The 26280-nt window shown below is 35.8% G+C and carries 30 protein-coding genes; 9 read left to right on the top strand and 21 right to left on the bottom strand.

The window, feature by feature from the left end; all coding sequences use genetic code 11:
• Positions 1-2: 2 nt before the first annotated feature.
• A complete protein-coding gene (fabF, locus tag CHB58_RS01265; protein ID WP_089322282.1) occupies positions 3-1247 on the bottom strand; it encodes a beta-ketoacyl-ACP synthase II in 1245 nt (414 codons plus the stop codon).
• A gap of 116 nt (positions 1248-1363) precedes the next feature.
• Between fabF and CHB58_RS01260 the strand changes: the two genes are divergently transcribed.
• From CHB58_RS01260 to hemB, 9 genes are read left to right on the top strand one after another with little or no spacing between them, the layout of a single operon-like run.
• Complete coding sequence (locus CHB58_RS01260; RefSeq protein ID WP_089322281.1) at positions 1364-1987, top strand: bacterio-opsin activator; 624 nt, start codon at positions 1364-1366, stop codon at positions 1985-1987.
• Positions 1988-2013: 26 nt separating this feature from the next.
• Positions 2014-3735, top strand: a complete 1722-nt coding sequence (gene pilB / locus CHB58_RS01255; RefSeq protein WP_089322280.1) for a type IV-A pilus assembly ATPase PilB — start codon at positions 2014-2016, stop codon at positions 3733-3735.
• 9 nt (positions 3736-3744) lie between these two features.
• On the top strand, positions 3745-4068 hold the full coding sequence (locus CHB58_RS01250) for a DUF190 domain-containing protein (protein ID WP_089322279.1): 324 nt from the start codon (positions 3745-3747) through the stop codon (positions 4066-4068).
• Positions 4069-4072: 4 nt separating this feature from the next.
• Complete coding sequence (gene aroD, locus CHB58_RS01245) at positions 4073-4822, top strand: type I 3-dehydroquinate dehydratase (protein WP_089322278.1); 750 nt, start codon at positions 4073-4075, stop codon at positions 4820-4822.
• Positions 4819-5628 carry a cytochrome C assembly family protein gene (locus CHB58_RS01240; RefSeq protein ID WP_089322277.1) on the top strand — a complete coding sequence of 270 codons (810 nt, stop codon included), beginning with the start codon at positions 4819-4821 and terminating at the stop codon, positions 5626-5628. The genes aroD and CHB58_RS01240 overlap by 4 nt, the downstream gene beginning before the upstream one ends.
• A 20-nt stretch (positions 5629-5648) precedes the next feature.
• Positions 5649-6914, top strand: a complete 1266-nt coding sequence (gene hemA / locus CHB58_RS01235; RefSeq protein WP_089322276.1) for a glutamyl-tRNA reductase — start codon at positions 5649-5651, stop codon at positions 6912-6914.
• A gap of 13 nt (positions 6915-6927) precedes the next feature.
• Complete coding sequence (hemC, locus tag CHB58_RS01230) at positions 6928-7854, top strand: hydroxymethylbilane synthase (protein WP_089322275.1); 927 nt, start codon at positions 6928-6930, stop codon at positions 7852-7854.
• Positions 7854-8576: a uroporphyrinogen-III synthase gene (locus CHB58_RS01225; protein ID WP_089322274.1), complete on the top strand. Its 723-nt coding sequence runs from the start codon at positions 7854-7856 to the stop codon at positions 8574-8576. The genes hemC and CHB58_RS01225 overlap by 1 nt, the downstream gene beginning before the upstream one ends.
• Positions 8576-9568, top strand: coding sequence for a porphobilinogen synthase (gene hemB, locus CHB58_RS01220; protein WP_089322273.1), 993 nt, complete (start codon positions 8576-8578; stop codon positions 9566-9568). Before CHB58_RS01225 ends, hemB begins: the two co-directional genes overlap by 1 nt.
• Before the next feature lie 9 nt (positions 9569-9577).
• Here hemB and CHB58_RS01215 read toward each other — a convergent pair whose 3' ends face one another.
• From CHB58_RS01215 to rpoN, 20 genes are all read right to left on the bottom strand, one after another.
• Entirely contained in the window at positions 9578-10093 is a 516-nt protein-coding gene (locus CHB58_RS01215; protein ID WP_089322272.1) for a hypothetical protein, read from the bottom strand.
• Positions 10090-10911 (bottom strand): metal ABC transporter permease, encoded by an 822-nt coding sequence (locus CHB58_RS01210; protein ID WP_089322271.1) that lies wholly within the window; start codon positions 10909-10911, stop codon positions 10090-10092. Before CHB58_RS01210 ends, CHB58_RS01215 begins: the two co-directional genes overlap by 4 nt.
• Positions 10908-11753 carry a prohibitin family protein gene (locus CHB58_RS01205; protein WP_089322270.1) on the bottom strand — a complete coding sequence of 282 codons (846 nt, stop codon included), beginning with the start codon at positions 11751-11753 and terminating at the stop codon, positions 10908-10910. Before CHB58_RS01205 ends, CHB58_RS01210 begins: the two co-directional genes overlap by 4 nt.
• Complete coding sequence (gene phoU / locus CHB58_RS01200) at positions 11740-12441, bottom strand: phosphate signaling complex protein PhoU (protein ID WP_089322269.1); 702 nt, start codon at positions 12439-12441, stop codon at positions 11740-11742. Before phoU ends, CHB58_RS01205 begins: the two co-directional genes overlap by 14 nt.
• Before the next feature lie 157 nt (positions 12442-12598).
• A complete protein-coding gene (gene ppa / locus CHB58_RS01195; RefSeq protein WP_089322268.1) occupies positions 12599-13120 on the bottom strand; it encodes an inorganic diphosphatase in 522 nt (173 codons plus the stop codon).
• A gap of 77 nt (positions 13121-13197) precedes the next feature.
• Positions 13198-13413 (bottom strand): hypothetical protein, encoded by a 216-nt coding sequence (locus tag CHB58_RS01190; protein ID WP_089322267.1) that lies wholly within the window; start codon positions 13411-13413, stop codon positions 13198-13200.
• 79 nt (positions 13414-13492) lie between these two features.
• Entirely contained in the window at positions 13493-13807 is a 315-nt protein-coding gene (locus CHB58_RS01185) for a hypothetical protein (RefSeq protein ID WP_089322266.1), read from the bottom strand.
• A gap of 2 nt (positions 13808-13809) precedes the next feature.
• Positions 13810-14082 (bottom strand): hypothetical protein, encoded by a 273-nt coding sequence (locus CHB58_RS01180; RefSeq protein WP_089322265.1) that lies wholly within the window; start codon positions 14080-14082, stop codon positions 13810-13812.
• A gap of 49 nt (positions 14083-14131) precedes the next feature.
• Positions 14132-14446 (bottom strand): hypothetical protein, encoded by a 315-nt coding sequence (locus tag CHB58_RS01175; RefSeq protein ID WP_089322264.1) that lies wholly within the window; start codon positions 14444-14446, stop codon positions 14132-14134.
• 21 nt (positions 14447-14467) lie between these two features.
• A complete protein-coding gene (locus tag CHB58_RS01170) occupies positions 14468-16618 on the bottom strand; it encodes a heavy metal translocating P-type ATPase (RefSeq protein WP_089322263.1) in 2151 nt (716 codons plus the stop codon).
• A 19-nt stretch (positions 16619-16637) separates the two neighbouring features.
• Positions 16638-16844: a hypothetical protein gene (locus CHB58_RS01165; protein ID WP_089322262.1), complete on the bottom strand. Its 207-nt coding sequence runs from the start codon at positions 16842-16844 to the stop codon at positions 16638-16640.
• Between the two features lie 27 nt (positions 16845-16871).
• A complete protein-coding gene (locus CHB58_RS01160) occupies positions 16872-17186 on the bottom strand; it encodes a hypothetical protein (protein WP_089322261.1) in 315 nt (104 codons plus the stop codon).
• A gap of 17 nt (positions 17187-17203) precedes the next feature.
• A complete protein-coding gene (locus CHB58_RS01155) occupies positions 17204-17578 on the bottom strand; it encodes a hypothetical protein (RefSeq protein ID WP_089322260.1) in 375 nt (124 codons plus the stop codon).
• Between the two features lie 146 nt (positions 17579-17724).
• Complete coding sequence (guaB, locus tag CHB58_RS01150) at positions 17725-19191, bottom strand: IMP dehydrogenase (RefSeq protein ID WP_089322259.1); 1467 nt, start codon at positions 19189-19191, stop codon at positions 17725-17727.
• 279 nt (positions 19192-19470) lie between these two features.
• Entirely contained in the window at positions 19471-19851 is a 381-nt protein-coding gene (locus tag CHB58_RS01145; protein WP_089322258.1) for a roadblock/LC7 domain-containing protein, read from the bottom strand.
• Positions 19852-19866: 15 nt separating this feature from the next.
• Positions 19867-20928 (bottom strand): H(2)-dependent methylenetetrahydromethanopterin dehydrogenase-related protein, encoded by a 1062-nt coding sequence (locus tag CHB58_RS01140; RefSeq protein ID WP_089322257.1) that lies wholly within the window; start codon positions 20926-20928, stop codon positions 19867-19869.
• Positions 20929-21026: 98 nt separating this feature from the next.
• Entirely contained in the window at positions 21027-21725 is a 699-nt protein-coding gene (locus CHB58_RS01135; RefSeq protein ID WP_089322256.1) for a protein kinase, read from the bottom strand.
• Positions 21688-22308 (bottom strand): hypothetical protein, encoded by a 621-nt coding sequence (locus CHB58_RS01130; RefSeq protein ID WP_089322255.1) that lies wholly within the window; start codon positions 22306-22308, stop codon positions 21688-21690. The genes CHB58_RS01135 and CHB58_RS01130 overlap by 38 nt, the downstream gene beginning before the upstream one ends.
• Positions 22272-24959 carry a [protein-PII] uridylyltransferase family protein gene (locus CHB58_RS01125; protein WP_089322254.1) on the bottom strand — a complete coding sequence of 896 codons (2688 nt, stop codon included), beginning with the start codon at positions 24957-24959 and terminating at the stop codon, positions 22272-22274. Before CHB58_RS01125 ends, CHB58_RS01130 begins: the two co-directional genes overlap by 37 nt.
• Entirely contained in the window at positions 24956-26266 is a 1311-nt protein-coding gene (rpoN, locus tag CHB58_RS01120; protein ID WP_089322253.1) for an RNA polymerase factor sigma-54, read from the bottom strand. Before rpoN ends, CHB58_RS01125 begins: the two co-directional genes overlap by 4 nt.
• Positions 26267-26280: the final 14 nt, after the last annotated feature.

Raw genomic sequence — 26280 nt, 5'->3', positions numbered from 1 at the left:
TACTACTCCCCATCATACTTTTTAAACACAAGACAGGCATTTGTCCCACCAAAACCAAAGTTGTTCTTTAAAACATATCTAACATCAGCCTCTTCAGCTTTATTCGGAACATAATAAAGATCACACTCAGGATCAGGTTCTTCATAGTTTATAGTAGGAGGAATAATTCCCGTCCTTAAAGTCATAACAGATGCCACAGACTCCACTCCTCCTGCTGCTCCAAGAAGATGTCCTATCATGGATTTTATACTGCTTATTTTCAGCTTGTAGGCATAATCCCCAAAAACTTTCTTTATAGCCATTGTTTCAAAAAGATCATTAAACTTAGTAGATGTTCCGTGAGCATTTATATAATCAATATCATCAGGCTCTATACCCGCATCCTTAATGGCATTTGCCATCGCTCTTGCAGCCCCCTCACCTTCAGGTGCTGGAGCCGTTATGTGATACGCATCTCCTGTAGTAGCATAACCTACAACCTCTGCAAGTATAGAAGCTCCCCTTTTAACAGCATGCTCATATTCTTCAAGAATTAAAATTCCGCAACCTTCTCCCATAACAAATCCGTTTCTGTTTTTCTCAAATGGACGACTCGCCCTTTCAGGCTCATCATTCCTGTTTGAAAGAGCTTTAGCAGCAGCAAATCCAGCAACACTTAAAGGAGTAATTGCACTTTCTGTTCCACCGGCTATCATAATATCAGCATCACCATACTGTATTGTTCTAAAAGCTTCCCCTATAGCATGAGTACCTGTTGCACATGCAGTAACAACAGACAGGTTTGGACCTTTAAAACCAAAACGGATAGAAACGTAACCAGAAGCCATATTTATTATTTCCATAGGAACAAAAAATGGAGATACCCTTTTTGGACCTTTTGTCATTAAAATTTCATGCTGCTTTTCTATAGTACCTATACCGCCTATACCTGAACCGATGAGAACACCGGCCCTATTGAGATTTATAGATTCAAGATCAAGTCCAGACATCTCTATAGCCTGAGCAGAAGCGGCAACTGCATACTGAATAAATTCGTCAGTTTTCCGGACCTCTTTTTTGTCAAAATAATTCAACGGATCAAAGTCTTTAACTTCTGCAGCTATTTGAACGGGAAAACCAGAAGTATCAAATTTTGTAATCTTTGAAACACAGGAAAGCCCGTTTGTAATGTTCTTCCAGAACGTATCAACATCACTTCCAGCAGGTGAAACAACACCTATTCCTGTTACCACAACTCTTCTTTTCATAACCTTCTCCTAAATACTTAGTGAAATTTAATTTCAGACTGTAAGTGTTAAGTGAAATTATATAAAATAAAGTAAATGAAAAGAAACAGCCAAAATATCAACCCGGGAGGAAAAAGATGGTAATAGAAGTGAAACCTCAAGAGAAAGACTACGATACTATTGCACTCAGAGTATTTCTAAAAGCTCTTGAAATCATTGGAGGGCCAAGGAAACTGTTTGAATATAGAAATCTTACGTGGGTTCCAAGCTTAATGGAAGCCTGCTATGCAGTGGTTCTTAAAGAAGAGGGAATGAAAACAGAAGATGAGATTGCAGAATTTATAGGTATAACAAAACAAACAGTAAGAAATATGCTTGCAGCAGATCCTGAACTTGTACTAAAAAAACTTGAAGGAGAACTGGAAAGTAAAGAGATAAAAGTGCATACTGCAGGAGGTCTTGCAAAATTAGCATACAGAGAAGTAAAAGAAGGGAGAGACAACATCTCTTTTGTTAATGCAGTATGTAAAACTTATCTTTCCCAGCTTTTTGATGTAGTATGGCCTGTAGAAGTTCTTACATCTATAAAAGGTATTGACTTTCCCATTTATGAAAATGAAAAGGAACTACTAAAACAAAGATTAAAAGGAATTTCTGTAAAAGGAAGAGATGCTGAAGAGTTAATAGATATGATAGAATTTCCCATTAAAAGCCCTGCGGATCTTCTCCACAAGTTGAGAGAAGTATCCGAAAGTAGATAAAAGGCTCTTTAAGGAGTATTCCTATTATGGATAAAAATTTAATAGAGCAAATAGAAAAAAGATTGATAGCAAGTGGTATTCCAAAGGAAACTATCCAAAAATTAAAAACATCTGAAGGGGATTTCTTTGAACAGCTTATAAAAAACAAACTTATAGATGAAACAGAACTTCTTGAAATGCTTTCTCAAGTTTACAACGTTCCTTTCGTAGATCTTAGGGAAATAAAACCCAGTGAAGACGTGATTAAACTAATACCTCAAAGTACCGCCGAAAAAAATATGATTCTTCCAATCGGAAGAATAGGACCAAACTTAAAACTTGCAATGGCTGACCCTTCAGACCTACAGACAATAGAAAAACTCAGATTCTCAACAGGCTTCAAAATAGAACCGTTTGTAGCTCTTCCTTTCAGAATAAAACAGAAACTTGAAGAAGTTTACGGAAAGATAGAAGAGGATTTTTTCTCAAAACTAAAACAGGAATTGTTAAGTGAAAAAGAAACTGCTGAAGCAGAAGAACTTGAAGAGGAAACTCCTTCAAAAGAAACAGTTGTCTCTCTTGATAATCTAAAACAACTTGCAACTCAAGCGCCTATAGTAAAACTTGTTAACGCAATTGTTCTTGAAGCTCTTAAAAGAGGAGCAAGTGATATTCATATAGAACCTTTTGAAAAAGAGCTGAGAATAAGATACAGAATAGATGGAGTGCTCCACATTGTAGGGAAATACTCTCCCGAAATTAAAGATGCAGTAGCAGCCAGATTTAAAGTTTTAAGTAATCTTGACATAGCAGAAAAACGCCTTCCTCAAGACGGAAGAATGTCAGTTAAATATAAAGGTAGAAAAATAGATTTCAGGGTATCTACTCTTCCAACGATTTTCGGTGAAAAGATAGTTTTAAGAATTCTGGATAAAGGGAACTTACAGCTTGACCTTTCAAAACTCGGACTTGAAGATAGAGAATATAAACTACTTTTAAAAGCGATAAAGGCACCTTACGGTATGGTGCTTGTTACCGGACCAACAGGTTCAGGTAAAACAACCACTCTATACTCTTCTCTACTTACCGTTAATACCCCTGAAGTAAATATAATGACTGCAGAAGATCCTGTAGAATATAACCTTTACGGGATTAACCAGGTTCAGATAAAACATGAAATAGGACTTGACTTTGCAAGGGTGCTAAGAGCGTTTTTAAGACAGGACCCGGACATTATCATGGTCGGTGAGATAAGGGATAAAGAAACTGCCCAGATAGCAATAGAGTCAGCTCTTACAGGTCACCTTGTATTTTCCACCCTTCACACAAACGATGCTCCAAGTACCGTTACAAGGCTTATTGATATGGGAATAGAGTCGTTCCTTGTTTCTTCATCCGTCTTGATTGTTATAGCCCAAAGACTTGCAAGAAAAATATGTTCACATTGCAAGGAACCTTATAAGTACCCTTTAGAAGTTCTTATGGAAGTTGGATTCTCCAAAGAAGAAGCGATGTCAGTTAAAACCTATAAAGGAAAAGGATGTGAGTACTGCAACGGCAGTGGGTATAAAGGCAGAGTGGGGCTTTATGAAGTTCTTGAAATGACACACAAAGTTAGAGATGCAATACTTAAAGGTAAAACAAGCGACGATATAAGACAGATAGCCAAACTTGAAGGTATGAGGACACTAAGGGATATAGGTAGAATAAAAATAGCGAAAGGCTATACAACACCTGAAGAAGTATTGAGAGTTACAAGAGAATATTAGGAGAGAACAGTGAAAAAAGAGAAACTGCTCAAAATATATATAGACAGTGAAGATAAATACAACGGAAAACCGTTGTGGAAAGTTATACTTAGTAAAGCAAAGGAAAGCGGAATTGCAGGTGCTACAGTTCTAAAAGCTGTAGCTGGCATAGGCTCTCATTCAAAAATACACACCATCAATCTGTTATCTCTATCCATTAATATCCCTCTTATAATAGAAATAGTTGACCTTGAAGAAAAAATAGAAAAGTTTATTAATATACTTGACGAAATAGTGGAAGAAGGACTTATAACTGTTCAAGATGTAGAAGTAAAAATATACAGGCACAGGTGAAACAATGTTTTTAGGAACGGTAGAGCTTGGAAAAATACCAAGAGTAATTGTTGCAATAGATGGAGTCAATTTAAAAGATAAGCTTTTCAAAGCGCGAGAGCTGAAAGCAGACCTTATAGAAGCAAGAGTTGATCTTCTTGAAACTGTATCAAAAAAGTCTGTTAAAAGATTTCTTGATACAATCGCAGATTTTGGATTTTTCTGTATTGCAACAGTAAGACCCATCTGGGAAGGTGGAAAGTTCAAAAAAGATGAAGAAGAGAGGTTTGCTGTATTTCACAATATCATTTCTCATCCAGCTGTTGCTGCAATAGATATAGAGTTAAGAGCTGAAGCTATTTTAAAACGCACCATCACTTTTGCAAAAGCAAACGGGAAAAAAGTTATCATTTCCTATCACGATTTTGAGAAAACTCCAGATGAAAAATCCATACAGGATATATTTGAAAAAGCAAGGAATCTTAAAGCTGATATTGTTAAATGTGCATTCAAAGCAAACAGTTACAGTGATGTTACAAACGTATCCAGCTTGATGAACAAAATCTCTTTTCCTAAAATATTCATGCTTATGGGAGAGAAAGGTTCAATATCCAGAGTTGATGGGTTTATTTTTGGATCTTTACTTACATATACCTTTATAGGGAAGGCTGTTGCACCAGGACAGATTGAACTTGAAGAGTTAGTAAAGCTACTTGCAAAATTTTATCCAGAATATAGAAAATCAAAACATCTATATTTTAAGGAAGCCCTATGACGGTAAATAGTTTCGGTTTTACAACACTTATTCTTTACCTTCTATCAACACTTCACTACCTTCTTTTTCTTATTACAAAAAAAGACAAAATAGCAACTGTTGGGCTCTATGCAAGCAGAATAGGATTTTTAACAAATCTTCTGTTTTTAACAGCTCTTATCTATACCAAAGGAACTGCCGTGCTTTTCACACCTAAAGGAGTTTTTGCTTTACTCTCAATTTCAACAATTTCCGTTTTCTTATACTTTTCAACAAAATATAAACTTCATATATCTGGAGCATTTTTAACTCCCTGGGCAGCCCTTTTTGCCGGAATAGCAACGTTCAGTAAAGGTATCCCAAAAGATATGTTTCCGATAGGTATAATAGGAACCATACACATTTTCAGTGCCCTTACCGGTTATGCTGCCTTTATGTTTTCAACAATCGTATCCATCCTTTATATAATCCTTGAAAGACAGCTTAAAAAGAAGAAATTTTCCGTCTTTTATCATAAAATACCATCTCTAAAACTACTTGAAAATATTATTTACAGCAGTATATCTTTTGGATTTATGTTTATCACTATATCCATGTTTACCGGTGCAATCTGGTCAGCAAAGCTGTTTGGAACTTACTGGAGCTGGGACCCGAAACAGGTTTTAACCCTTATAACATGGTTTATATACGCTGCCATACTTCATCTTTATGTTACAGGAAAATGGAACGGTAAAAAACTGTGTTATCTTTCAATTGGTGGAACAGCGCTTGTTATGATAAACTTTATTGGAGTTAACATTGCGTTTAAAGGAGTACACTCTTTTTAATTATAAATTGAGGTTTGTGGATGAAAGAGATTAAACTTTGCGTTGCAGGAATGAACCATAAAACCGCCCCGGTTGAAATAAGGGAAAGATTTGCATTGAAGGATGGCAGACTGGAAGAAGCCATACTATCTTTAAATGCACTTCCTCAAATAGATGAATGTATGATTCTTTCAACCTGCAACAGGGTTGAATTTTACTTTGTTACACGTGAAGATGTTCCATTTAAAGATATAAAACCATTCCTTTCCAATCTTGGAAACATATCCATTGAAGAGATAAACAGATTTCTTTATTTCAAAACACAAGAAGATGCAGTACGCCACGGTTTCAGAGTTGCTTCAAGCCTTGACTCAATGGTTATAGGAGAACCGCAGATAATATCTCAGTTTAAAACGGCATTTTCAAAAGCCAAAGAACTTGGAACTGCAGGAGTTGTAATCAACAGATTCTGTGAAACAGCCCTGAAAGTATCAAAAAAAGTAAGAACTGAAACAGCAATAGCAAAAAACGCTGTTTCCATCAGTTTTGCAGCCGTTGAATTGGCAAAAAAAATCTTCTGCCAGCTCTACGATAAAAATGTAGCAATAATCGGTGCAGGAGAAATGGCAGAACTTGCTGTTAAGCATCTGATAAATTCTGGAGTAAATAATGTTTTTGTTGTAAACAGAACTCTTGAAAGAGCGGAGAAACTTGCTAAAGAGTTTGGAGGGAAAGCATTCAGTCTCAATGAACTTGAAAAAGTGATAAAGAAATCTGACATTGTAATAAGCTCGACAGGAGCTCCAGAGTATGTTCTTACCTACGATTTAATAAATACAATCATGAAAGACCGTAGCAGCCGTCCACTATTTCTTATAGATATTGCTGTTCCAAGGGATATAGACCCTGAAATAGATAAAATAGATAATGTTTATCTTTTTGACATTGACAATCTAAAAGAAGTTGTTGAAGCAAACCTTGAAGAGAGAAAAAGAGCGGCAAAAGAAGCTGAAGAGATTATTGAAGGATGCGTAAAACGGTTTGTTCACTGGCTAAAAGAGTATGAAGTTGCACCTCTTATAGTGGAGCTTAAACAGAAAGCAGAACAAATAAGAAAACAGGAACTTGAAAAAAGACTTTCAAAATTGAACCTTACAGATGAAGAGAAAGCACAGGTAGAATACCTTACCCAGATAATAATAAATAAACTGCTCCATACCCCTATAACAACATTTCGTCAAAAAGCCCCTGAAGAAAAAACGTATATTCAGGTATTCAAAGAGATATTCGGACTTTCAAAAGATTAAATAGGAGGAAAAATTGATAATAAAAATAGGAACAAGAAAAAGTAAACTTGCATTATGGCAATCTGAATGGGTCAAAAACCAGATAGAAAAAGCATTTCCAGAAATAAAGGTTGAACTTGTAAAAATAGTTACTAAAGGAGATAAAATCCTTGACGCACCGCTTGCAAAAATAGGCGATAAAGGTTTGTTCACAAAAGAGATAGAAGAAGCGATGATTAAAGGTGAGGTTGATATAGCTGTTCACAGCCTTAAAGATGTTCCAAGTATCCTGCCAGAAGGTCTTAAACTGATAGCATACTCCCATCGGGAAGACCCAAGGGACGCTTTTCTTTCAAGTGGAAAATATACCTTAAATACACTTCCTGAAAACGCAAAAGTTGGAACAAGTTCTTTAAGGAGAAAGGCTCAGCTTAAAAAATTAAGACCTGACCTTCAGATAGAAGATTTAAGGGGTAACGTTGATACCCGTATAAGAAAATTGAAAGAGGGACAGTATGATGCAATAATCCTTGCTGCTGCAGGAGTGAAAAGACTCGGTTTTGAGGAAGAGATAGACGAAATACTCTCTCCTGATATAATGATTCCATCTGTTTCACAGGGAATACTGGGAATAGAAGGAAGAGAAAACGATAAAGAAATTGAAGAAATTGTAAGAAAAGTTATCAACGATGAAAAAAGCGAAATAGCAGCAAAAGTTGAACGCTCATTCCTTAAAACTGTTGAAGGTGGTTGTCAGGTTCCAATGGGTTGCTACGCTCAGGTAAAAGAAAACGGAATATATATTACAGCTTTTATTTCATCTCTTGACGGAACACTCTTTTTGAAGGAAAGTGGTCTTTATCCCCACGAAAACCCTGAAAAAATAGGAAAAGAAATAGCAGAAAGACTTCTTGAAAGAGGCGGAAGAGAAATCCTTGAAAATCTTAAAACGGAGCAGTAATGAGGGTTTTCTTTCCCTCTTTCTTACCTGAAAATTTGAAAAGAAATCTACAGAAAAAAGCCATTACTTGTGTTGAAATACCTCTTATTAAAACAGTTCCTGTAGATTTTAATACAAATATAGACTTTTCATCATTTGACTATGTTATCTTTTCAAGTAAAAACGGTGTAAAGCACTTCTTATCCAGAGTTCCTCCATCCAAAATTGCCAAATGCAACGTTATAGCTGTGGGGAAAAGCACTGCTGAAAAGCTAAAAGAAGTAGGAATACCTTCTGAAACACCTAAAAAGTTCAGCGGAGAAGGCCTCATATCCTTTTTTTCCAGCAAAAATGTCAAAGGAAAAAAGTTTCTAATAGTAAGACCCAAAATAGCCCGTAAAGTCCTAAAGGAATTTCTTGAGGAAAATGGAGCAGATGTAAAAGAAATTATTGTATATGAAACTATTATCAACAAAGAGATGAAAGACGAACTTTTAAAAACTCTAAAAGAAAAAATAGATGTATTTGTGTTTACAAGTCCATCAACATTTAAAAGCTTTTTGAAACTTTCTCAATCTACAGGAGAAAAAGCTTTAAAAGAAGGAAAAATAATCCCGATAGGTGAAGTCACAGCAAAGGCAGTAGAAAAAAAAGGGTATAAAGTGTGGAAAATTCCCGATGAATTTACTTTAAACGGAATAGTAAACACAATAATAAAAAACCTAAAGTTGCTGGAGGCATAATGATTACAGGAAAATTTCCTCAGTTAAGACCAAGAAGATTAAGAAAAAATGAAAACATAAGAAGAATGGTAAGAGAAACTGTTTTAACAGTTGACGACCTTATCTATCCTCTTTTTATCGTTGAAGGAGAAGGGATAAAGGAAGAGATAAGTTCGATGCCAGGACAATACAGATATTCCATTGATAAAATAGTTGAAGAGGTCAAAGAGATTAAAGAACTTGGCATTCCAGGCATTATTTTGTTTGGAATTCCAGAAGAGAAAGACGAACTTGGTAGCGACAGTTTTTCAGATGACGGAATAATACAAAGAAGTATAAAAGCGATTAAAGATGCAGTTCCTGAGATGTATATTATTACGGACGTTTGCTTTTGCGAATACACTTCCCACGGTCACTGCGGATATCTTAAATGTGAAAATGGCTATTGCGATGTTGACAATGATAAAACACTTGAACTTCTCAAAAAACAGGTTGTTTCCCATGCAAAAGCAGGTGCTGATATGGTTGCACCATCTGGAATGATGGATGGAATGATAAAAGCTATAAGAGAAGGACTTGACAGAGCAGGTTTTACAGAAATTCCGATAATGTCTTACGCAGCAAAATACGCCTCAGCCTATTACGGACCTTTCCGCGATGCCGCTGAATCAACTCCAAGTTTTGGAGACAGAAGAAGTTATCAGATGGATCCTGCAAACATAAATGAAGCGTTAAGAGAAGTTGCCCTTGATATAGAAGAGGGAGCCGACATAGTAATGGTTAAACCTGCCCTTTCCTATATGGATGTCATAAAAGCTGTTAAAGATACATTTAAATATCCAACAGCAGCATATAATGTAAGTGGTGAATACTCAATGATTAAGGCTGCTGCTTTAAACGGCTGGATAGATGAAAGAAAACTTGTTATGGAAACTTTACTATCAATGAAAAGAGCTGGAGCTGACCTTATCCTTACCTATTTCGCAAAAGATGTAGCTAAATGGCTTGGATAAATCTTTAAATTAACGGGGGAGTGCAATCTGATACAGAAACTGAAGCACTCCCTGAACCTCCTCTTTATTCCTTGGGTCACAAGATAGAACGGGAATACCAAAAGATGCAAGTTTTTGTTTATCAAAATCTGGATAAAGATCTGTTTTTGTAAGCACTATCAATTTCTTTGCCTTTTCCCATGCTGAAGTCTTTGAAAAGAAGTCTATATAAAACTTTGTCTCTTCAACAGGATGTTCGGCAGAATGGAGAATTATTATTGCATCAAAATCGCTACCAAGGGTATCCCACAGAAAAGAGAACCGCTTCTGACCTGGAAGTCCTACAAGGAGAAACTCTTTATCTCCAATTTTTACATTGGAAATATCAAGCCCAACTGTTGTGGTGCCTTCTATCTCTTTCAACTCCTCTACATCAAAATTGGAAACTTCAACTCCATCATAGCCTTCAGAATTGGAAGTTTTAACAAACGTCGTCTTTCCAGAGTCAAAAGCTCCTGCAACAAGAACTTTCAATCTTCTTTTCATAAGCTTCTCCATTTTTTTATATATGATAACACAAATACTGCAAAAGCTACAAAAGTAATCATTGACCCAGAAGGAACATTAAAAAAGAAAGAAAAGAACAACCCTAAAACAACAGAAAAAGAAGCAAATAAAACCGAAAAAAGTATCATTCCAGTAAAACTTTCAGCTATCTCATACGCAGCTGCCGGCGGCACAACAATAAGAGAAAAAACAAGCAGAGCACCAACAGCTTTCATTGCACTTACTACAGCTACAGAAATAAAAAATGTCGCTACAAAAGTGATTTTTTCCGTTGAAATGCCGGAAGCCTTAGCAATCTCTTCACTAAAAATAGTCAAATAAATATCTCTGTAGTAGTAAACTACAAGTATTAAAAGCAGAACACAGGTAAGAAAAAGAAAAACTATATCAATACAGTTTACTGTTAAAGGACTTCCAAAAAGATAAGATAAAGCTTCAGCACGATACTTTCCAGAAATACTGAGAAGGAAAACAGCAAGTCCCATACTTGTAGCAAACAGAATTCCAACAGTTGAATCAGCTGTAAGTTTTCCTCTATAACTGAAAAACCAAACCATAATCGCCGCCAATAAAGTAAAAATAAACCCCCACAGCATCGGAAAATAGCCAACAAGCAATCCAAAAGAGATACCTGCAAAAGCTATATGAGCCAGACCAGCACCAATAAATGTCATCTTTCTCAAGTAAACATAAACACCTACAATAGAACACAAAATTCCTGAAAGCAGGGAAGCAACAATTGCCTTCTGAAAAATGCCGTATTTAAAAAATATAAAAGGATTGGCAATTTCTATCATTTTTTATTAAGGTTAAGAAGCGGAACAAGATTTTTATCGTAAGGCGTTATTATAAATGTGTTGTTTGGTCCATTAGCAAGTGATTTAATAGTTTGCAGATAATACCACTGCAAATAGGAGTTAGAAAGAGAATCGGCTATTATTTTATTTGATTCAGCAATACCTTTAGCCTCTGTAATTTTTCTTTCAGCCTCAAGCTTCTCTTTCTGGATAACAAATTTCATCTTTTCTGCTTCCTCTTTTGCACGAAGTTTCTCCTCTATCTTCTCAACCACTTTAGCAGGAAGCTTCACATTTCTCAGAAGAACATCGGTAACTTTAATATTATCCCCTTCAAGCCTTGTTCTTATCTCATCAAATATACGTTTTTGAAGTTCTGCCCTTTTAGAAGAGTAAAGATCTTCAATCTTATACTGAGCAACGATATTCCTTACAGATTCTCTCGCAATCGGTACAATTAGCTTTTGAGCGTAATCTGTTCCAAAATTTTTATATATCTCATCAGCTTTTGAAGGAACAATTCTGTAAAGAATGGTAACATCAAGAACAGCAGGTAATCCTTCCATACTTAAAGCAGATATGGGATTTCTATGAGCTTGAGTCATATCTATCTTCTCAACTCTGGTTGAGAAGATAACAACTTTATCCACAGCAGGAATTATAAAATGAAAGCCAGGATAAAGCTCCTCTTTATCTATCTTACCAAGACGAAGCCTTACCCCCACTTCCCCGGCATCTATCGTTATAAACGAATTTACCAGAAGTATAATTATCAAGAAGAAAACCGGTATAAAGAAAAACGGTTTCAACGGTGTTTTCTTTAACCGGTCACTCTCTGTCATTCTTCTTCTCCTCCTGCTCTCTAAGCCATCTTAAAGCTTTCTGATGTTTAATAATCTCTCCTGTTTTCATATAAACAGCATATTCAGCTATATTTGTAGCATGGTCTCCAACCCTTTCAAGAGAACGGGTAACAAGGATAAGTCTTACAGCTATATGTGCTGTCTTAGGGTCATTTTCAACCACTTCTATAAGCTCATCAGTTATTCTATCGTAAAAACTATCAACAATATCATCCTTTTCAATAACCTCTTTTGCCATCTCTATATCACCTTTTAAAATAGAAAGAATAGCATCTTTTAACATCTCTTTCACAATAATAGCCATTCTGGGCAGGTCAACATAAGGTTTTATCGGAGGATATTCAGAAAGATAAATAGCAATTTCACATATATCTCTTGCAAGGTCTCCCACTCTCTCAAGGTCTGCAATGCTTTTTAAAATAGAAACAACAAACCTTAAATCAGAAGCTTCAGGCTGATAAAGAGCAAAAATTCTCACACATTTTTCTTCAATTTCAAGCTCTTTTAAATCTATAAGCTTGTCATACTCGTAAGTTGCCCTTGCCTTATCAGAATCCCTATCTATAAGAGCCTCCATAGCTTCAGAGATGATTCTTCTTGCCATGTCAGAAATTTCAATAAAATCCCTTTTTAGCTCATCAAGTTCTTCAACGTATTTATTTACCATCAGTTACTTTCCTCCTTAAAGAAGTTATGAAAATTTGTTCAAATATAACTATAACGTATAAATTATAAATTTTTCCTTAATTTGGGAAGAAATTTGAAAAGATTTTTATAAAAACAGATACAGATAGAATGAAAGACCCGCCAGACGGCGGGAGAGATTATTTACAGTTTTCAACAGCTTTCATAATAAGAGCTTTAGCTTCTTCAGAACCTTTATATTCCTTTAGCTTAACCCATTTACCAGGTTCAAGGTCTTTGTAATGTTCAAAAAAGTGTTTAATCTCGTTTAATACAGCTTCTGGAAGGTCAGTTATTTCTCTAACATTTTTGTATTTTAAGTCAAGTTTATCTACTGGCACAGCAAGGATTTTCTCATCCTGACCGCTTTCATCTTCCATTATAAGAACACCGATAGGCCTGCATCTTATTACAGAACCTGGAACAACAGGAGCTCTTGAAATAACAAGAACATCTATAGGGTCACCATCATCTGCAAGTGTATTTGGAACAAATCCATAGTTTGCAGGGTAAAACATCGGAGTGAATAAAAATCTGTCAACAAAAATAGCACCACTATCTTTATCAACTTCATATTTGATGTTTGAACCCTGCGGAATTTCTATAACCGCATAGATATCTTCTGGAACATTTTTCCCTGCTGGAATTTTCTTCACATCCATAACAGTCCTCCTAAAGTTTTTGACAAATTTTACACTTTTATAAAGAAATTACCAGCAGGCAATGTAAAAGAAATTTATCAAAAAACCTTTGCAACAAAGTGGCTTATCATATTCTCAATCAAACCGCCTATAACTATTGACTGAATTAAAACTTCCCTGTCCCCTTCTGAAAAGTGAACATCTCTCATCTTCCTTCTTTTTCTTTCTTTCTCTTCTATAAAGCTGGAATATTTTCTTTTTAACATCTCAAGTTCTTTTTCTATTTTTGAAAACTCTACAGCTCTGTTAGCCATTATACTCCTCCTGAAAAACCTTATCGTATTTTGACAAGTATAATGGCAAATTTGTTAAGAATGTGTAAAGAAATAAACTTTAAAGAATATCCTGAATAACCGACATAAGCCTCTTTACATTCCCCCTTAATTTTATTTTTCCAGACATTAAGTAGGGAAGAATAAGCTTTCTGTTCCTCTCCACTCTTATAAGGTCTCTGGATGATATAACTATTTTATCCTCTATTTTCTGTCCACCATCAACTTCAACTATTCCCCTTTTTCCCACTTCAAAAGTTTTAACTGCACCATCTGGAAATTTAACCTCTATAAGAACAGGATTTTCTATAGAAGAAAAATCGTTTTTATGCTTTTCATTTAGATTTTCAACTATTTTATAAACCTCAGAATACATCTTTAAATCTCCGTAGGAATAAAAACAATCCCTTTTTCTGTTTTCAAAATCTGTCCCACAAGATAATTAAGCCATTCATAGGCATCTTTCTCATTGTAATAGATACCAAGAACAGCCGGAAGGAGATTGCCTGGAAGATATGCTATTACTTCAAACACAAGAACTCTTTTCCCATCTATCTCAACTTTTTGAGATACTACATCAAAACCTATAATATGTTCAAGCAAAAGATACCTTCCACTTCTTGTCCTTATAAAAACTTTACCTGAACCCATAATTTACCTCAAAAGAGGGAAAGGAATAACCTTTCCCATTTTCTCATCTTCATTTGTTATTTTCTTCAGAATTATCTTCCTTCCTGCACTCTTCAGAATCTTCCTTAAGTGCCGCTTTAGCCCCCTCAACAGCACCGGTAGCAGATGCCTTTATCACATTAAGAGCTTTTTCCGCTATCTCTGTAGCAGACTTTACAATCTCGCCAGCCTTATCTGTTATCTTTTTAGCCGCTTCAACAGGAAGTTTTACTATACTCCCATCATCGGTCATGCCAAGCTTTTCTCTTAACTCTTCAAGCTCTTTCTTTACCTCTTCAAGTGTTTTTTCTATGTCTTTCTCTGTTACATCTTTTTTCTTCACCATAGTTTCCCCCTTTTATACGGTTTAATAAGCAAACATTTCACACTGCTGCTCTATCTTTTCTATCTCTCTGAACTTTTTCTTCCACATAGGTTTTAAAGCATTTAAACCTATGAGAATAGTAGTCCCATTATTTATAAGAGTTGCAACAACAGGATTTATAAAACCAAAGAAAGAACCTACAAGACCAAGCGTATTTGCTATGGTATTTATTTTGTAGTTTTCCTCTATATTTCTCATCGCAAGGTCAGAAATCTCAAAAGCCTCAACGAGATTACATAAACTTTCATTAATAACCACATCTGCAACTTCTATAGCTATATCAGCACCGCTACGGATTGAAATGCCAACATCAGCAACCGAAAGAGCAGGAGAATCGTTAACTCCATCCCCAAGAAACGCTACAACTTTGCCCTGCTTTTTCAACTCTTTAATTATTCTTGCTTTCTCATCAGGAAAAGCCCTGGCATAATACTTCTTAATACCCAGTTTCTGAGCTATCAAAGCTGCAGCCCCTTCGTTATCCCCTGTGCAAAGAATAACTTCTCTACCAAGGCTATGTAGAGTTTCAACAATAAATTTTGACTCCTTCCTTGGAGGATCGGTAAATCCAATAAGACCTATTATCACTTTACCTCTCACCAGATAGAGGACCGATTCTCCTTTTTTGTGCATCTCCTCTCTAAACTTCATTATACGTTGGGGAATTTTTATTCCCTTATGTTCCATAAATTTTGAACTTCCTATGTAATATGTAACACCATTAATCTTAGCTTCTACCCCAAGTCCCATATAATACTGAGAATCTTCTCTCTTTAAAAGTTCAATGTTCCTTTCCTTAGCATAAGCCACAACCGCTTTAGCAACAGGATGGGTCAATCTCTGCTCAAGAGTGGCAGCTATTTGAATAACTTCTTCTTCAGAAACCTTTAATGGAACAACTTCTGTAATTGTAGGATGACCTATTGTTAGAGTTCCTGTTTTATCAAAAACTACCGTATCAACTTTGTGCATTATCTCAAGGTATCTACCACTTTTAAAGAGAATTCCTTTTTTTGCCGCATATGCCATGTGAGACATAACCGCAACAGGAGTTGAAACATGAATACCTGTATGATAATCAACTATCAAAGTGGCTGTTGCCCTTTCAAGGTTCCCGGTTAAAGCAGCGTAAGATGCAAGAGCAAGCGTTGGTATAACAGCTTTATTGGCAAGCTCCTCTGCTTTCTCCTGAAGCTGCAACTGTTCAGCAGCACTTTCCTCTATGATTTTAACTATTTTTGCAAGAGCCGTTTCATCTCCAACCTTCTCAGCTATTACATAAAGCTTTCCATCCTCAAGATAGGTGCCAGCATAAACTTTATCTCCTTTTTTCTTAAGAACCGGATTGGATTCTCCCGTTAATGAAGCCTGATTTACAAGTCCTTCACCGTCATAAACAACACCATCAACAGTAATTTTCTCTCCAGTGTAAACAACTACTTTATCCCCTTTTTCTAAAAGCTCTACCGAAACCCTCTCAACACTACCGTTTTTGACAAGCCAGGCTTCCTCGTTTTTATAATCAAGAAGTTCACGAATAGCCTTATGGGCAGAACCTTGAGTCATTTCTTCTATATAATCACCAAGGGAAAGCAACCACACCATGAGAAGAGAAGAAATGGGAGTTCCTCTTAATGCAAGGATTGCTATTGCTGAAGAATCAAGGAAATAGACATCTATTTTCTTTTGCTTTAATGAATTATACGCTTTCTTAAAAACTGGCATTGCAAGCGCAAGTGTAAGAGCTGAAAGAGCATTTACAGGCAAAATCTTTGAAATTCCAAAACCCATTGCAAGTGAGTTTAAAATAAACCTTCTTTTTGCTTCACCTGTTTCTTCCTCTTTTTGCTCATTTCCGTTCTCTTTATCCCACTGAGAAAGCATATCAAGAACTGTCTCAGAAGTAATGGAAGCAAGAAAAGAGAAAAACTCTTTAACATCAAAGGAAGCAGGGTCATACTCAACAGTTACCCTGCCCGTTTTTTTGCTTACTTTTACAGAAATAACACCGGAAAAGTGAGATTTTATATAGCTCTCTATTCCAGCTTCAGACACACATATATACTTAAAAAAATCACTCTTAACCTGAACCCTGCCTTCCATGAAACTAACTATCTTATATGGGAGACTCATAGTTTCACCTTTTCAATGTTTATTTTGTTGAAGTAGCTTCAGCCGCCTTCTTTTGAGCTTCAAGTGCTTTAACTGCAGCTTCTATCTCCTTTTGCATCTTTTCAAGATTTCTCTGCTCCTCAATTCTGCTCACCATATAAAGCCCGATTAAGCCTGCACTTACACCTAAAAAGAAAGAAAATGGTCCAGAACAAACAACTTTCCCTGCTGTATTTAAAATGCTCATTTTCACACCTCCTGATGTTTGTTTTTATTAAAGACTTGCTTTAAGCTTTTCAAGAACTTCCTGCTGTTTTTGAATAATTTCAAGTTTTTTTTCTATCTCAAGCTTATATTGATGTCTTGCCTCGGCAAGAATATCCTCCCACGTTTCCTGCCCTTCAGCAATATTTGAACTAAGCCACTGCTGAAAAGCGATAGCTTCCTTTGTTACACCAACAAGCAAAGGCTTTGCTTCTTTTAGAAGTCTTCCGAGAATAACCACTCCTGCAACGGTTCCAAGACCTGCTAAAAAGTAGTTTTTAGAAATGCACTCTCCAACCGCAGCACCAACTCCCAAAATTTTCATAACTTCTCCTCCTCTCTTTATTTTTCAAATGCAGCTTTTATATATCTGTTAAGAATCAAACTGCACGCTGCAAAAGTGACAATTCCTCGTCTAAACCCAAGCCACATAACTGTCCATAAAGCTTTAGCCGCAGGATGGGTTAAAACAGCATTTCCATAGTGATAAATCTCTTCTCTCCCGGCCCTTACCACTTCTTCTGTTTCTCTTAAATTCCGTAGAACAAAATCAGCAGGAGAACCAGATTTATAAATAACAAGTGCACTTAAAGCTTTTCCTGTTTCTATATTTATCACACCTGGAATTTTTGAAATATTTTCAACAAAGCTTCTCTGCTCATATATATTGTCAAACTTTATCCTGACTCTTCCATCTATTCTGGAAACTACTTTCATTGCTAATCCTTGAATAGTAAAAATAGATTATGGGTATGCTAATAATATATTATCTACAAGAAGAGAAAGTGTTAATTTTTGAAAAATTCTGGAGGGGATTTTGAAAGATCTTTAAATCAGGAGGCGTATGCCTCCTGACAAAACAGTTATCGCTCTATCCAGTAGTTTGGAGCTTCTTTAGTAATGATAACATCGTGAACGTGAGACTCTTTTAAGCCTGCAGAGGTGATTTTTACAAATCTTGCTTTCTTTCTCATCTCCTCAATATTAGCTGCACCACAGTAACCCATACCAGCTTTTAATCCACCTATAAGCTGATGTATAGTATCTGCAAGAGGACCTCTATATGGAACCATTCCCTCTATACCTTCAGGAACAAGCTTTTTCTCTTCAACTTCAGACTGGAAATATCTATCTTTACTTCCTTTCTTCATCGCTCCAAGAGAACCCATTCCTCTGTATACCTTATAACTTCTACCCTGATAAAGAATTAACTCTCCAGGACTCTCTTTTGTTCCTGCAAAAAGACTGCCAATCATTATCACTCTTGCCCCAGCTCCTATAGCCTTTGCAATATCTCCAGAAAACTTAATACCACCATCAGCAATAATGGAGATATTATACTTATCAGCAACTTTTACACATTCAGCAACAGCTGTAAGCTGTGGAACACCAACTCCGGCAACAACTCTCGTTGTGCATATAGAACCTGGACCTATTCCTACTTTAACAGCATCAGCTCCCGCTTTTATCAATGCTTCTGTAGCTTCAGCAGTAGCAACATTGCCGGCAATAACATCAAGTTCTGGAAATTCAACTTTTAGTCTTTCAACAGTTTCAAGAACCTTCCTTGAGTGGCCGTGAGCTGTATCAACAACAATAACATCAACGCCAGCTTCTACAAGTGCCTTAACCCTTTCAATAGCATCTGGCCCAACACCTACAGCAGCTCCTACCATAAGCCTTCCAAGGTTGTCTTTACTTGCAAGAGGATATTTTTCTTTTTTCTCAATATCTTTAATGGTTATAAGCCCTTTTAAATATCCTTTATCGTCAACCACGGGAAGTTTCTCTATTTTATGTTTCTGGAGAATCTCTTTGGCCTGGTCCAAGGTTGTACCAACAGGAACAACTTTCAGATTCTCTTTCGTCATAACATCAGCAATCTTTATTGAGAAATCCTTCACAAATCTAATATCCCTGTTTGTAATGATACCAAGCAACCTTCCAGATTCGTCTGTTACAGGAAGGCCGGAAATCTTATACTTTCTCATCAAGTTTTCTGCATCAGCTATCGTCTGTTCAGGTGAAACGGTTACAGGTTTAACTATCATCCCACTTTCAGAACGTTTTACCCTATCAACCTCTTCAGCTTGCTCTTCAATAGTCATATTTTTATGAATAATACCTATACCACCCTGCCTTGCAATAGCTATTGCAAGGTCAGCCTCTGTAACAGTATCCATAGCAGCACTCATTATAGGGATATTCAGTCTGATCTTCTTTGTAAGCTGAGTGGAAACATCAACTTCTGAAGGAAGAACCTCTGAATAATTGGGAACAAGTAAAACATCGTCAAAAGTAAGGGCTTCTTTCACATGTTCATCAAGCATTTCTGCCTCCTTTTTGCTTTCTTGAATTATAATCCAGCAGCCCTTACAAAGCAATTTATTAAAAGAAAGTGTTTGAAAGTTCTCATTTGTTTCTAAAAGGTATTGAGATTCTTCGGCTGCAAAGCAGCCTCAGAATGACGAAGAAAGTCATCCTGAGGGCAAAGCCCGAAGGATCTCTTAAAGTTCATAGCCATTTTTCAAACAGCCTCATTTATTTAAAAGCAAAAAGAAAAGGCGGCTTTAAAGCCACCTTTAAAATCGGCATCAATCCATAAAAAGTTAAACTCCAAGAATTGACTTTATTCTATCAATCGCGTCTTCAACTTCTATATTTAAAAGACCAACATTTGCATCCGATTTAACAACACAAACAAGAATAGCTCTTCTTCCAGCCCTTTTAGTTAAAATGTTTTGACTGGAGCACCTTATAAGAGCATCATTAAACTCTCCTGCCTCAACAACTTTTGACAATCTTTCAGACGTTCCAACAACTGCAGCAGCCATAGCTGCCAGCTTCTCAGCACTAAGGCCACCTTTTAGCATTGCTGATACAACAACCTGACCATCTGGAGTGGCTACAAGAGCCCCAAAAATATCAGCACCAAGAGCATCAGTTAAATTGGCCAATACTTCTTCAAGTAGTTCTCTTTTACTTGGCATATCAATTTCCCCCTCTTACGATTTATTTCCTTCGTAAAGTTTCCTTAAAGCCTCTCTGATAATACCCTTTGCAACATCTTCACCGGCAAGCTCTTCTATGTAAGATATAAGCATTGGAGATGGAGCAGATAGAAAGGTTGGTTCATATTTAGTAAAAATTTTTGTTTTCTCCGGTAAATCTTCAGATATAGCCCTAATATTTTCAAGAGCCTCCATAGAAGAGAAAGCCACCTTTTGAATTTTCTCATCATACAGCATAGAACTTAAAGAAACTTTCAAAGCTTCAGAATTTATAAATTTTACAAGACCTTCAAGGCCATACTTTGCAATAATACTTGCCATTACCTGAAACGCCTGAGCAAGCTGAAATTCTGTCATCTCTTTTGTGGTTTTCAAATATTTCCTGGAAACAGCATAGTACTCAAGGGCACTTGCAAAAGCTGCAGATGTAGCAACAACTCCCATATCCCCCATAGCTGACACAAGCTCAGCCGGTATAAGATAGGGTGTTTTACCTGTATCCTGGGCAAGTTTTTTCAACTTCTCAATCTGCTCAGGTTCAACAATATGATCCTCAAGAAGTTCATTTGTTGCTATAAAATAATGTTTATGCTTAGGGGTCCCAGGAACAGCGGCCGGATGCATTGTTGAGAAGCCGATATCTTCTCTATCTTCCATAAAGAGCGTCTTTTTAACTGCCACTTCAAAAACAAGAACCGGCATTGTACATGTTGTGCAGATTACAGCACCCTTCCCAAGATGTGGAATTATCCTCTCTGCTATCTTCATTGAAATGCCACTTCTGAAAGGAGTAAATAAAATGGCCACTTCTGCATCTTTTGCAGCAACAGCATCATCGGTAGTCAATTCAACTCCAGCTGCTTTAACCTTTTCAATAAGAGACGCATCAATAGTTGATATATGTGGGTCAGAAAGAACAACTTCATAGCCAGCCTGCGCAAACTCCATAGCCATTCTTGCACCACCAAAAGGTGGCTCCCCTCCAAGTAGGCTTTCCATATTTATAACATCTCTGTAATAACTCTGGTTACCAAAACCAAAAACAGCAACTTTCATCAAAACCTCCTCCTATGAAGTAAAGATATTTATAGATTTAAAACAAAAGAAATTTTAACATGATAAAGAAAATGAAATAGGAAAAATCTTAAAGTTCTTTAAAGATTTAGACCTTCTAAAACCTCTTTCAAGCCTTTTTCTCTGTTTTCCTTATACGTTTTCATACCTTTCTTTACTCTTTCAACATTAATACCCTTTCTTTCCAAAGCATCATCAGGTAAATTAAAAAGGTGGGCACCTAAAAATTGAAACAGATTCCTCGGAGATTTTGCAAACTTTGCACTCTCAAAGTCTATAAATTTAACTGAAAATCTATTAACAACTATGTGATCCTTGCCTTTAAGTTCTGTGTGTTCTACTCCAAGTTCATCCATCAAGTAACATTTTTCTAAAATTACGGAAACAATCTCTTTAAAATCTTTCCTGTGCAGAAAAGTCTTACTATCAAAAGGCTCTCCATCCACAAACTCCATAACAAGAAAATCTTTATCATAAAAATAAACAGCAGGAACAAAATCATTATTGGAAAGATACTCAAGAATTTCTGCTTCTTTGAGCAGAAAATTTACTTTATCAACATCACTTCTTGCAAACTTTACAGCAACTTTAATAGGTGTTGAAAAGTAACTGGGAGGAAACATTTTTCCTGAAAAAACTGTCCCTCTGTAACCTTTGGCAATAAACTTTTCCAGCGATATGCCATATCTTTCAAGTTTTTCAATTCTTTTTTTTACTATATCTTCTCTTCCAGCCGGATAATCAACTGCTAATAACGGTTGTGAAGTCAGGAATTTCATACCTTTCCTTCAATAATTTTTTTATCAAAGCTTTCAAAGTCATTTTATAAATTTTTTCATCCCAGTAAAAGCGGTAAGGCTCAAGTTCTTTAACAGCTTCAAGCAAAATTTCATCTTTATCCCTGGAATGTTCAAACAAAAACTTATAAAAAAGTTCTTCAAATCTCTCAAGTTCAACTTCTACAGTCTCAACATCACAATTTTCAAGTTCTTTTAGTTTTTCAAGAATTAAAACGTTATCCACTGATATTGAAATAAGAATAGCCTGCAAAATATCATAAAGATACCTGAGTCTTTCCTGCGGAGAAGAGTAGCTTTTAAAAAGCATATTTAAATGTTCTTTTTCTTTCTTCTTATCCGCCTTGAATCTTCTCTCTATTACTTCTTGAAGTTCCTTTAAACTTTTTGGAGGATTATCTTCCATCTCCGTAACATATTTCAAAATAAATGTGTGAGGAATTCCAAGATAATACCATCTTTCAAGCAACTTAATATCTGCACTTCCCCGAAACTGTAAATTCGGGAACGTTTGAGAAATATATGAAACTATTTCCCGTTTGTATTCACTAAGGGTCTTATCCATTCAAAAAACTCCAGATAAAGCTTTCTGTTTTTCTCCATAATATCAGAAAGTTTATTTTCACAACTGATAAACTTCCCGTAAAACCGTTTTTCCACTTCAGCTTCTCTCAAATGTATAAAAAGTTCAGGAAGCTCTGAAAATCGGGCATTTTCCCTGGCAATCTCATGAAGAACGTCATAAACGTTTCCTATCCACTTTTTCCTCAGAAGTTGATAAGTATAAGCTATAAATTCAGAATCAACAATTCCACCTACACTATATTTTAATTTAGATTTTTTGGAAAGTTCTTTCTCAAGCCTTTCTCTCATCTTTAAAATCTCTCTTAAAGTTTTTTCGTCAAGATTTTCTTCAAACAAAAACTTTTTCACTTTTAAGTTAACCAGCTTTTTAAAATCATCATTCCCTGCAACCACTCTAAACCTTGTGTAAGCAAGCCTTTCCCATACACGTGCAGATTCTTTAAAATAACTCTCCATATAATTTACTGTAAAACCAAGCTCTCCCTTTTCTCCAAAAGGTCTGAGCCTTGTGTCAACTTCGTAATCAAAACATTTAAGTTTTTCTATAAAATCTACTATAAGATTCATATAGCTCTCTTTATCCTTCTCATCACAAAAAATAAAAAGTATGTCTATGTCAGAACCTATATTCATCTCTCTGCTACCGTGCTTTCCAAGAGAAGCAACAAGAAAAGGAGGCTTTAAATCCTTATAAACTCTATTTATAACAACATCTGCAACATTTGTAAGCTCTCTGTTTAAAGTTTTAACATCACTTCTACCAAGAAGATATCTTAAAACCGCTCTGACCTCTTCCAAATCCTTGGCAAGGTTATCATTTTTAATTAAATCAAAAGTTTTACTTATAATTTCTATGCTCCGTTCACGTTCTATACCCTCTGGGTCAAAGATATACTCCAGTATTTCAGGATTTTTTAAAAATCTCTTTATGAAAAATTCTTTCATAGACAGAAGCATCAAAATAACTTTCAAAGTATTTATCTCTTTCAGATAGGACAGAAAATAGATTTTCCCTTCTTCCTTTTCAAGAAAAGTTATGAGATTTTTCATACACTCCCTTGAGTCTGGCATCTCAAATATAAGGTCTATAAATGTTTCTCCCATAATATCAAGACGATTTTGTGCTTCTGCAGATAAAAGTTTTCCGTTAAAAAGATAATCAATAAATCTTTTTATCTCTTCAGGCTCAAAAAATTCTTTCTTTTTCAAATCTTCAACTGTAAGAGAAGAAAGTGTTTTTTTCTTTTCTGTAGGGAAAAACCTTTCAAACATTTGATGAACTGCTGACATAATTTCTTTTAAATAACTTAAAAACTTTTCTTTTGTCTCAAAGCCAAGTTTCTTTGCAAGTTCTTCCGCTTCTTCACTGTCTGGATGAAAAGTTTGAGTCTGACGAAAATTTGTTATCTGAATCATGTGTTCGGTACGTCTTAAAAACAGATAACTCTCTTTCAGCACCCTATACTCTGATTCTGTAAGGAATCCCCAGTGACGTAATTTTTCAAGGGCTATAAGAGTGTTACGGGACCTTATATGGGGATTTTTTCCTCCAAAAATTATCTGAAACGCTTGAACAATAAACTCAATTTCTCTAATTCCGCCTTCACCGAGTTTAACATCAATCTTTGAAAGCTTTTTGGAAACCTTGGCTTTTATAAGTTCTTTTAATCTCAAAACCTCCTCTATAAGAGTAAAATCTATATATTTACGATAAACAAAAGGAGTGATAAGCTTTACAAATTCAATTCCTGTTGTTTTTAAATCTCCCGCAGACGGTCTTGATTTTAAAAGAGCAAATCTCTCCCACGGCCTTGCCACCGCCGTATAGTATTCTTCCAGTGCCTCTATATCGTTACATATAGGCCCCATTGTCCCGTTAGGTCGCAATCTTAAATCAAGCTCAAAACATTTACCTTCTTTCGTGTTTTCTGTAATAAGCTTTGTTATGTATTCTGAAAAAAGAGAAAAATAATCGTGGTTATCAAGACTTCCATAGCTCCCGCCAGTGGTTCTTCCGTATCTTGAATAGTAAACATATATAACATCAAGATCGGAAGAGTAGTTAAGTTCAAACCCGGCAGCCTTTCCCATATCAACGATACAAAAACCACTACCTTCAGGTTTTCCATACCTCTTTTCCATTACACCTGTTGCAAACCTTAAAGAAGCATCTAAAATAGCATCATGAAGAAGGGTAACATCCCTTGTAAGATAGAGCAGAGAATCCAGCTTCCTTATATCTCTTAGAACAATCCTTGCCATATGAAGACGATGATGAAATCTGATAAGTTTTTTAAAGTTTGTTTCATCCATACTTTCAGGAAAAGACAACAGAAAATCCTTTCTGCATAACTTTTTCCTGTAAATGGAAGCTAATTTTTCTATCTCTTCTGGATATTTAACAAAAAAATCACCTAAAAATTGAGAATAGGAAAACAGGTAAATTAAATCCACTAAAAAAGCTTCATCAAGAAAAAAATCGGGAAATTTATGCTCAAGTTTTGTTTTAAGTTTATCAATAAAAATCAATGCTCTTTTAGGATTTGGCAGAGGTTCACTTTCAACAATATCAAGCACTTTTTGCCATCTATCTGAATATTCATTCCTCAACCTGGGTAAAAGGTATTTCATCTCTCTCTCCTTTCAAAAGCTCCGGGTATTCCCATCTCTTCCCTGTATTTAGCCACAGTCCTTCTTGCAACTTTCACACCTTTTTCTTTCAAAATCTGAGAAATCTTCAGGTCACTAAATGGCTTCCTTTTATCCTCACTCTCTATTATCTCTTTTATTAACTCTTTTATTCTGTCAGAACTTGTCCCTGAAACAGCTCTTTTAAAGAAGACCTTAAAAGGATAGACACCGAAAGGTGTCTCAACAAACTTATCTTTAACAGCTCTGCTGACTGTTGATTCATGAATAGAAAGTTTTTCAGCCACATCTTTATATCCAAGGGGTTTAATGTATTTCTCCCCTTTTTTAAGAAACTCTATCTGGTGAGAAAAAACTACCTCTCCAATAGATTTTAATGTTTGATTTCTCTGGTCTATGGCTTTCTTTAGGTTTAAAGCCCTCTGATATTTCTCCATAAGATATTTTTTAAGTTCTTTAGTATCTGCCGTTTTAAGATAAGCGGTGTTTAACCTGAAATTAAACATTTTTGTTTTTAAAACCTTTACTTCTGGCTTACCATCCCTTAATCCAACAAAAAGGTCTGGCACTATCCTTACAGTCTCAGTATCACTTCCAGGCTGAGGGTCTAAATGTCTTAAAAGAGAAAGAAACTCCTCAAGCTCTTTTTCTGAAAATCCGGTTTTTTTCACAAAAAAGGAGCTTCCTTTCCTTAATTCATCAATATACTCAATAGCTTTTACAAATTTTTCAGGAGCACCAATCTCTTCCGCCTGAACTTTAAAACACTCAATAATATCTTTTGCAGCACAACCGACAGGATCAAATCGCAATATTTTTTTCCTGACACTCTCAACCTGTTCAGTAGAAACACCAAATTCTGAAGCAATTTCTGAAAAAGGAATTTTTAAAAAACCGGTCGTATCAAGGTTATCTATAATAAACTTCGCAATCTCAAAATCTTTACCATCAAACTCAAGAGAAGCCTGCTTAAGCAGTCTATCCCTTAAAGAAACAGGAGAGGGCTTTATTGAAAGAGGATCAAAAGTTTCTGAATCATCAATAAAAACAAGATTTCCCCCATCAACAACAAAATCCCATACACTTTCTGAACCTTCTTTATCTACACTGACCACTGAATCTTCTTCCTGTTCTTCAATTTCAATAACAGGATTTGTTTCTATTTCATCTTTTAAAGCGTTTTCAAGTTCAATAATAGGAAGTTGTAATAACTCCATACTGTGCATAAGAGCCGGAGTTAACTTAAGCTCAACTGTCAACTTTTGCTGAAGTAACGGTTTTATATCCATAATTTTCGTGACCC

The sequence above is a fragment of the Desulfurobacterium atlanticum genome (assembly GCF_900188395.1).
GTDB lineage: Bacteria > Aquificota > Aquificia > Desulfurobacteriales > Desulfurobacteriaceae > Desulfurobacterium_A > Desulfurobacterium_A atlanticum.
This window is presented reverse-complemented; position numbering and strand designations above follow the sequence as displayed.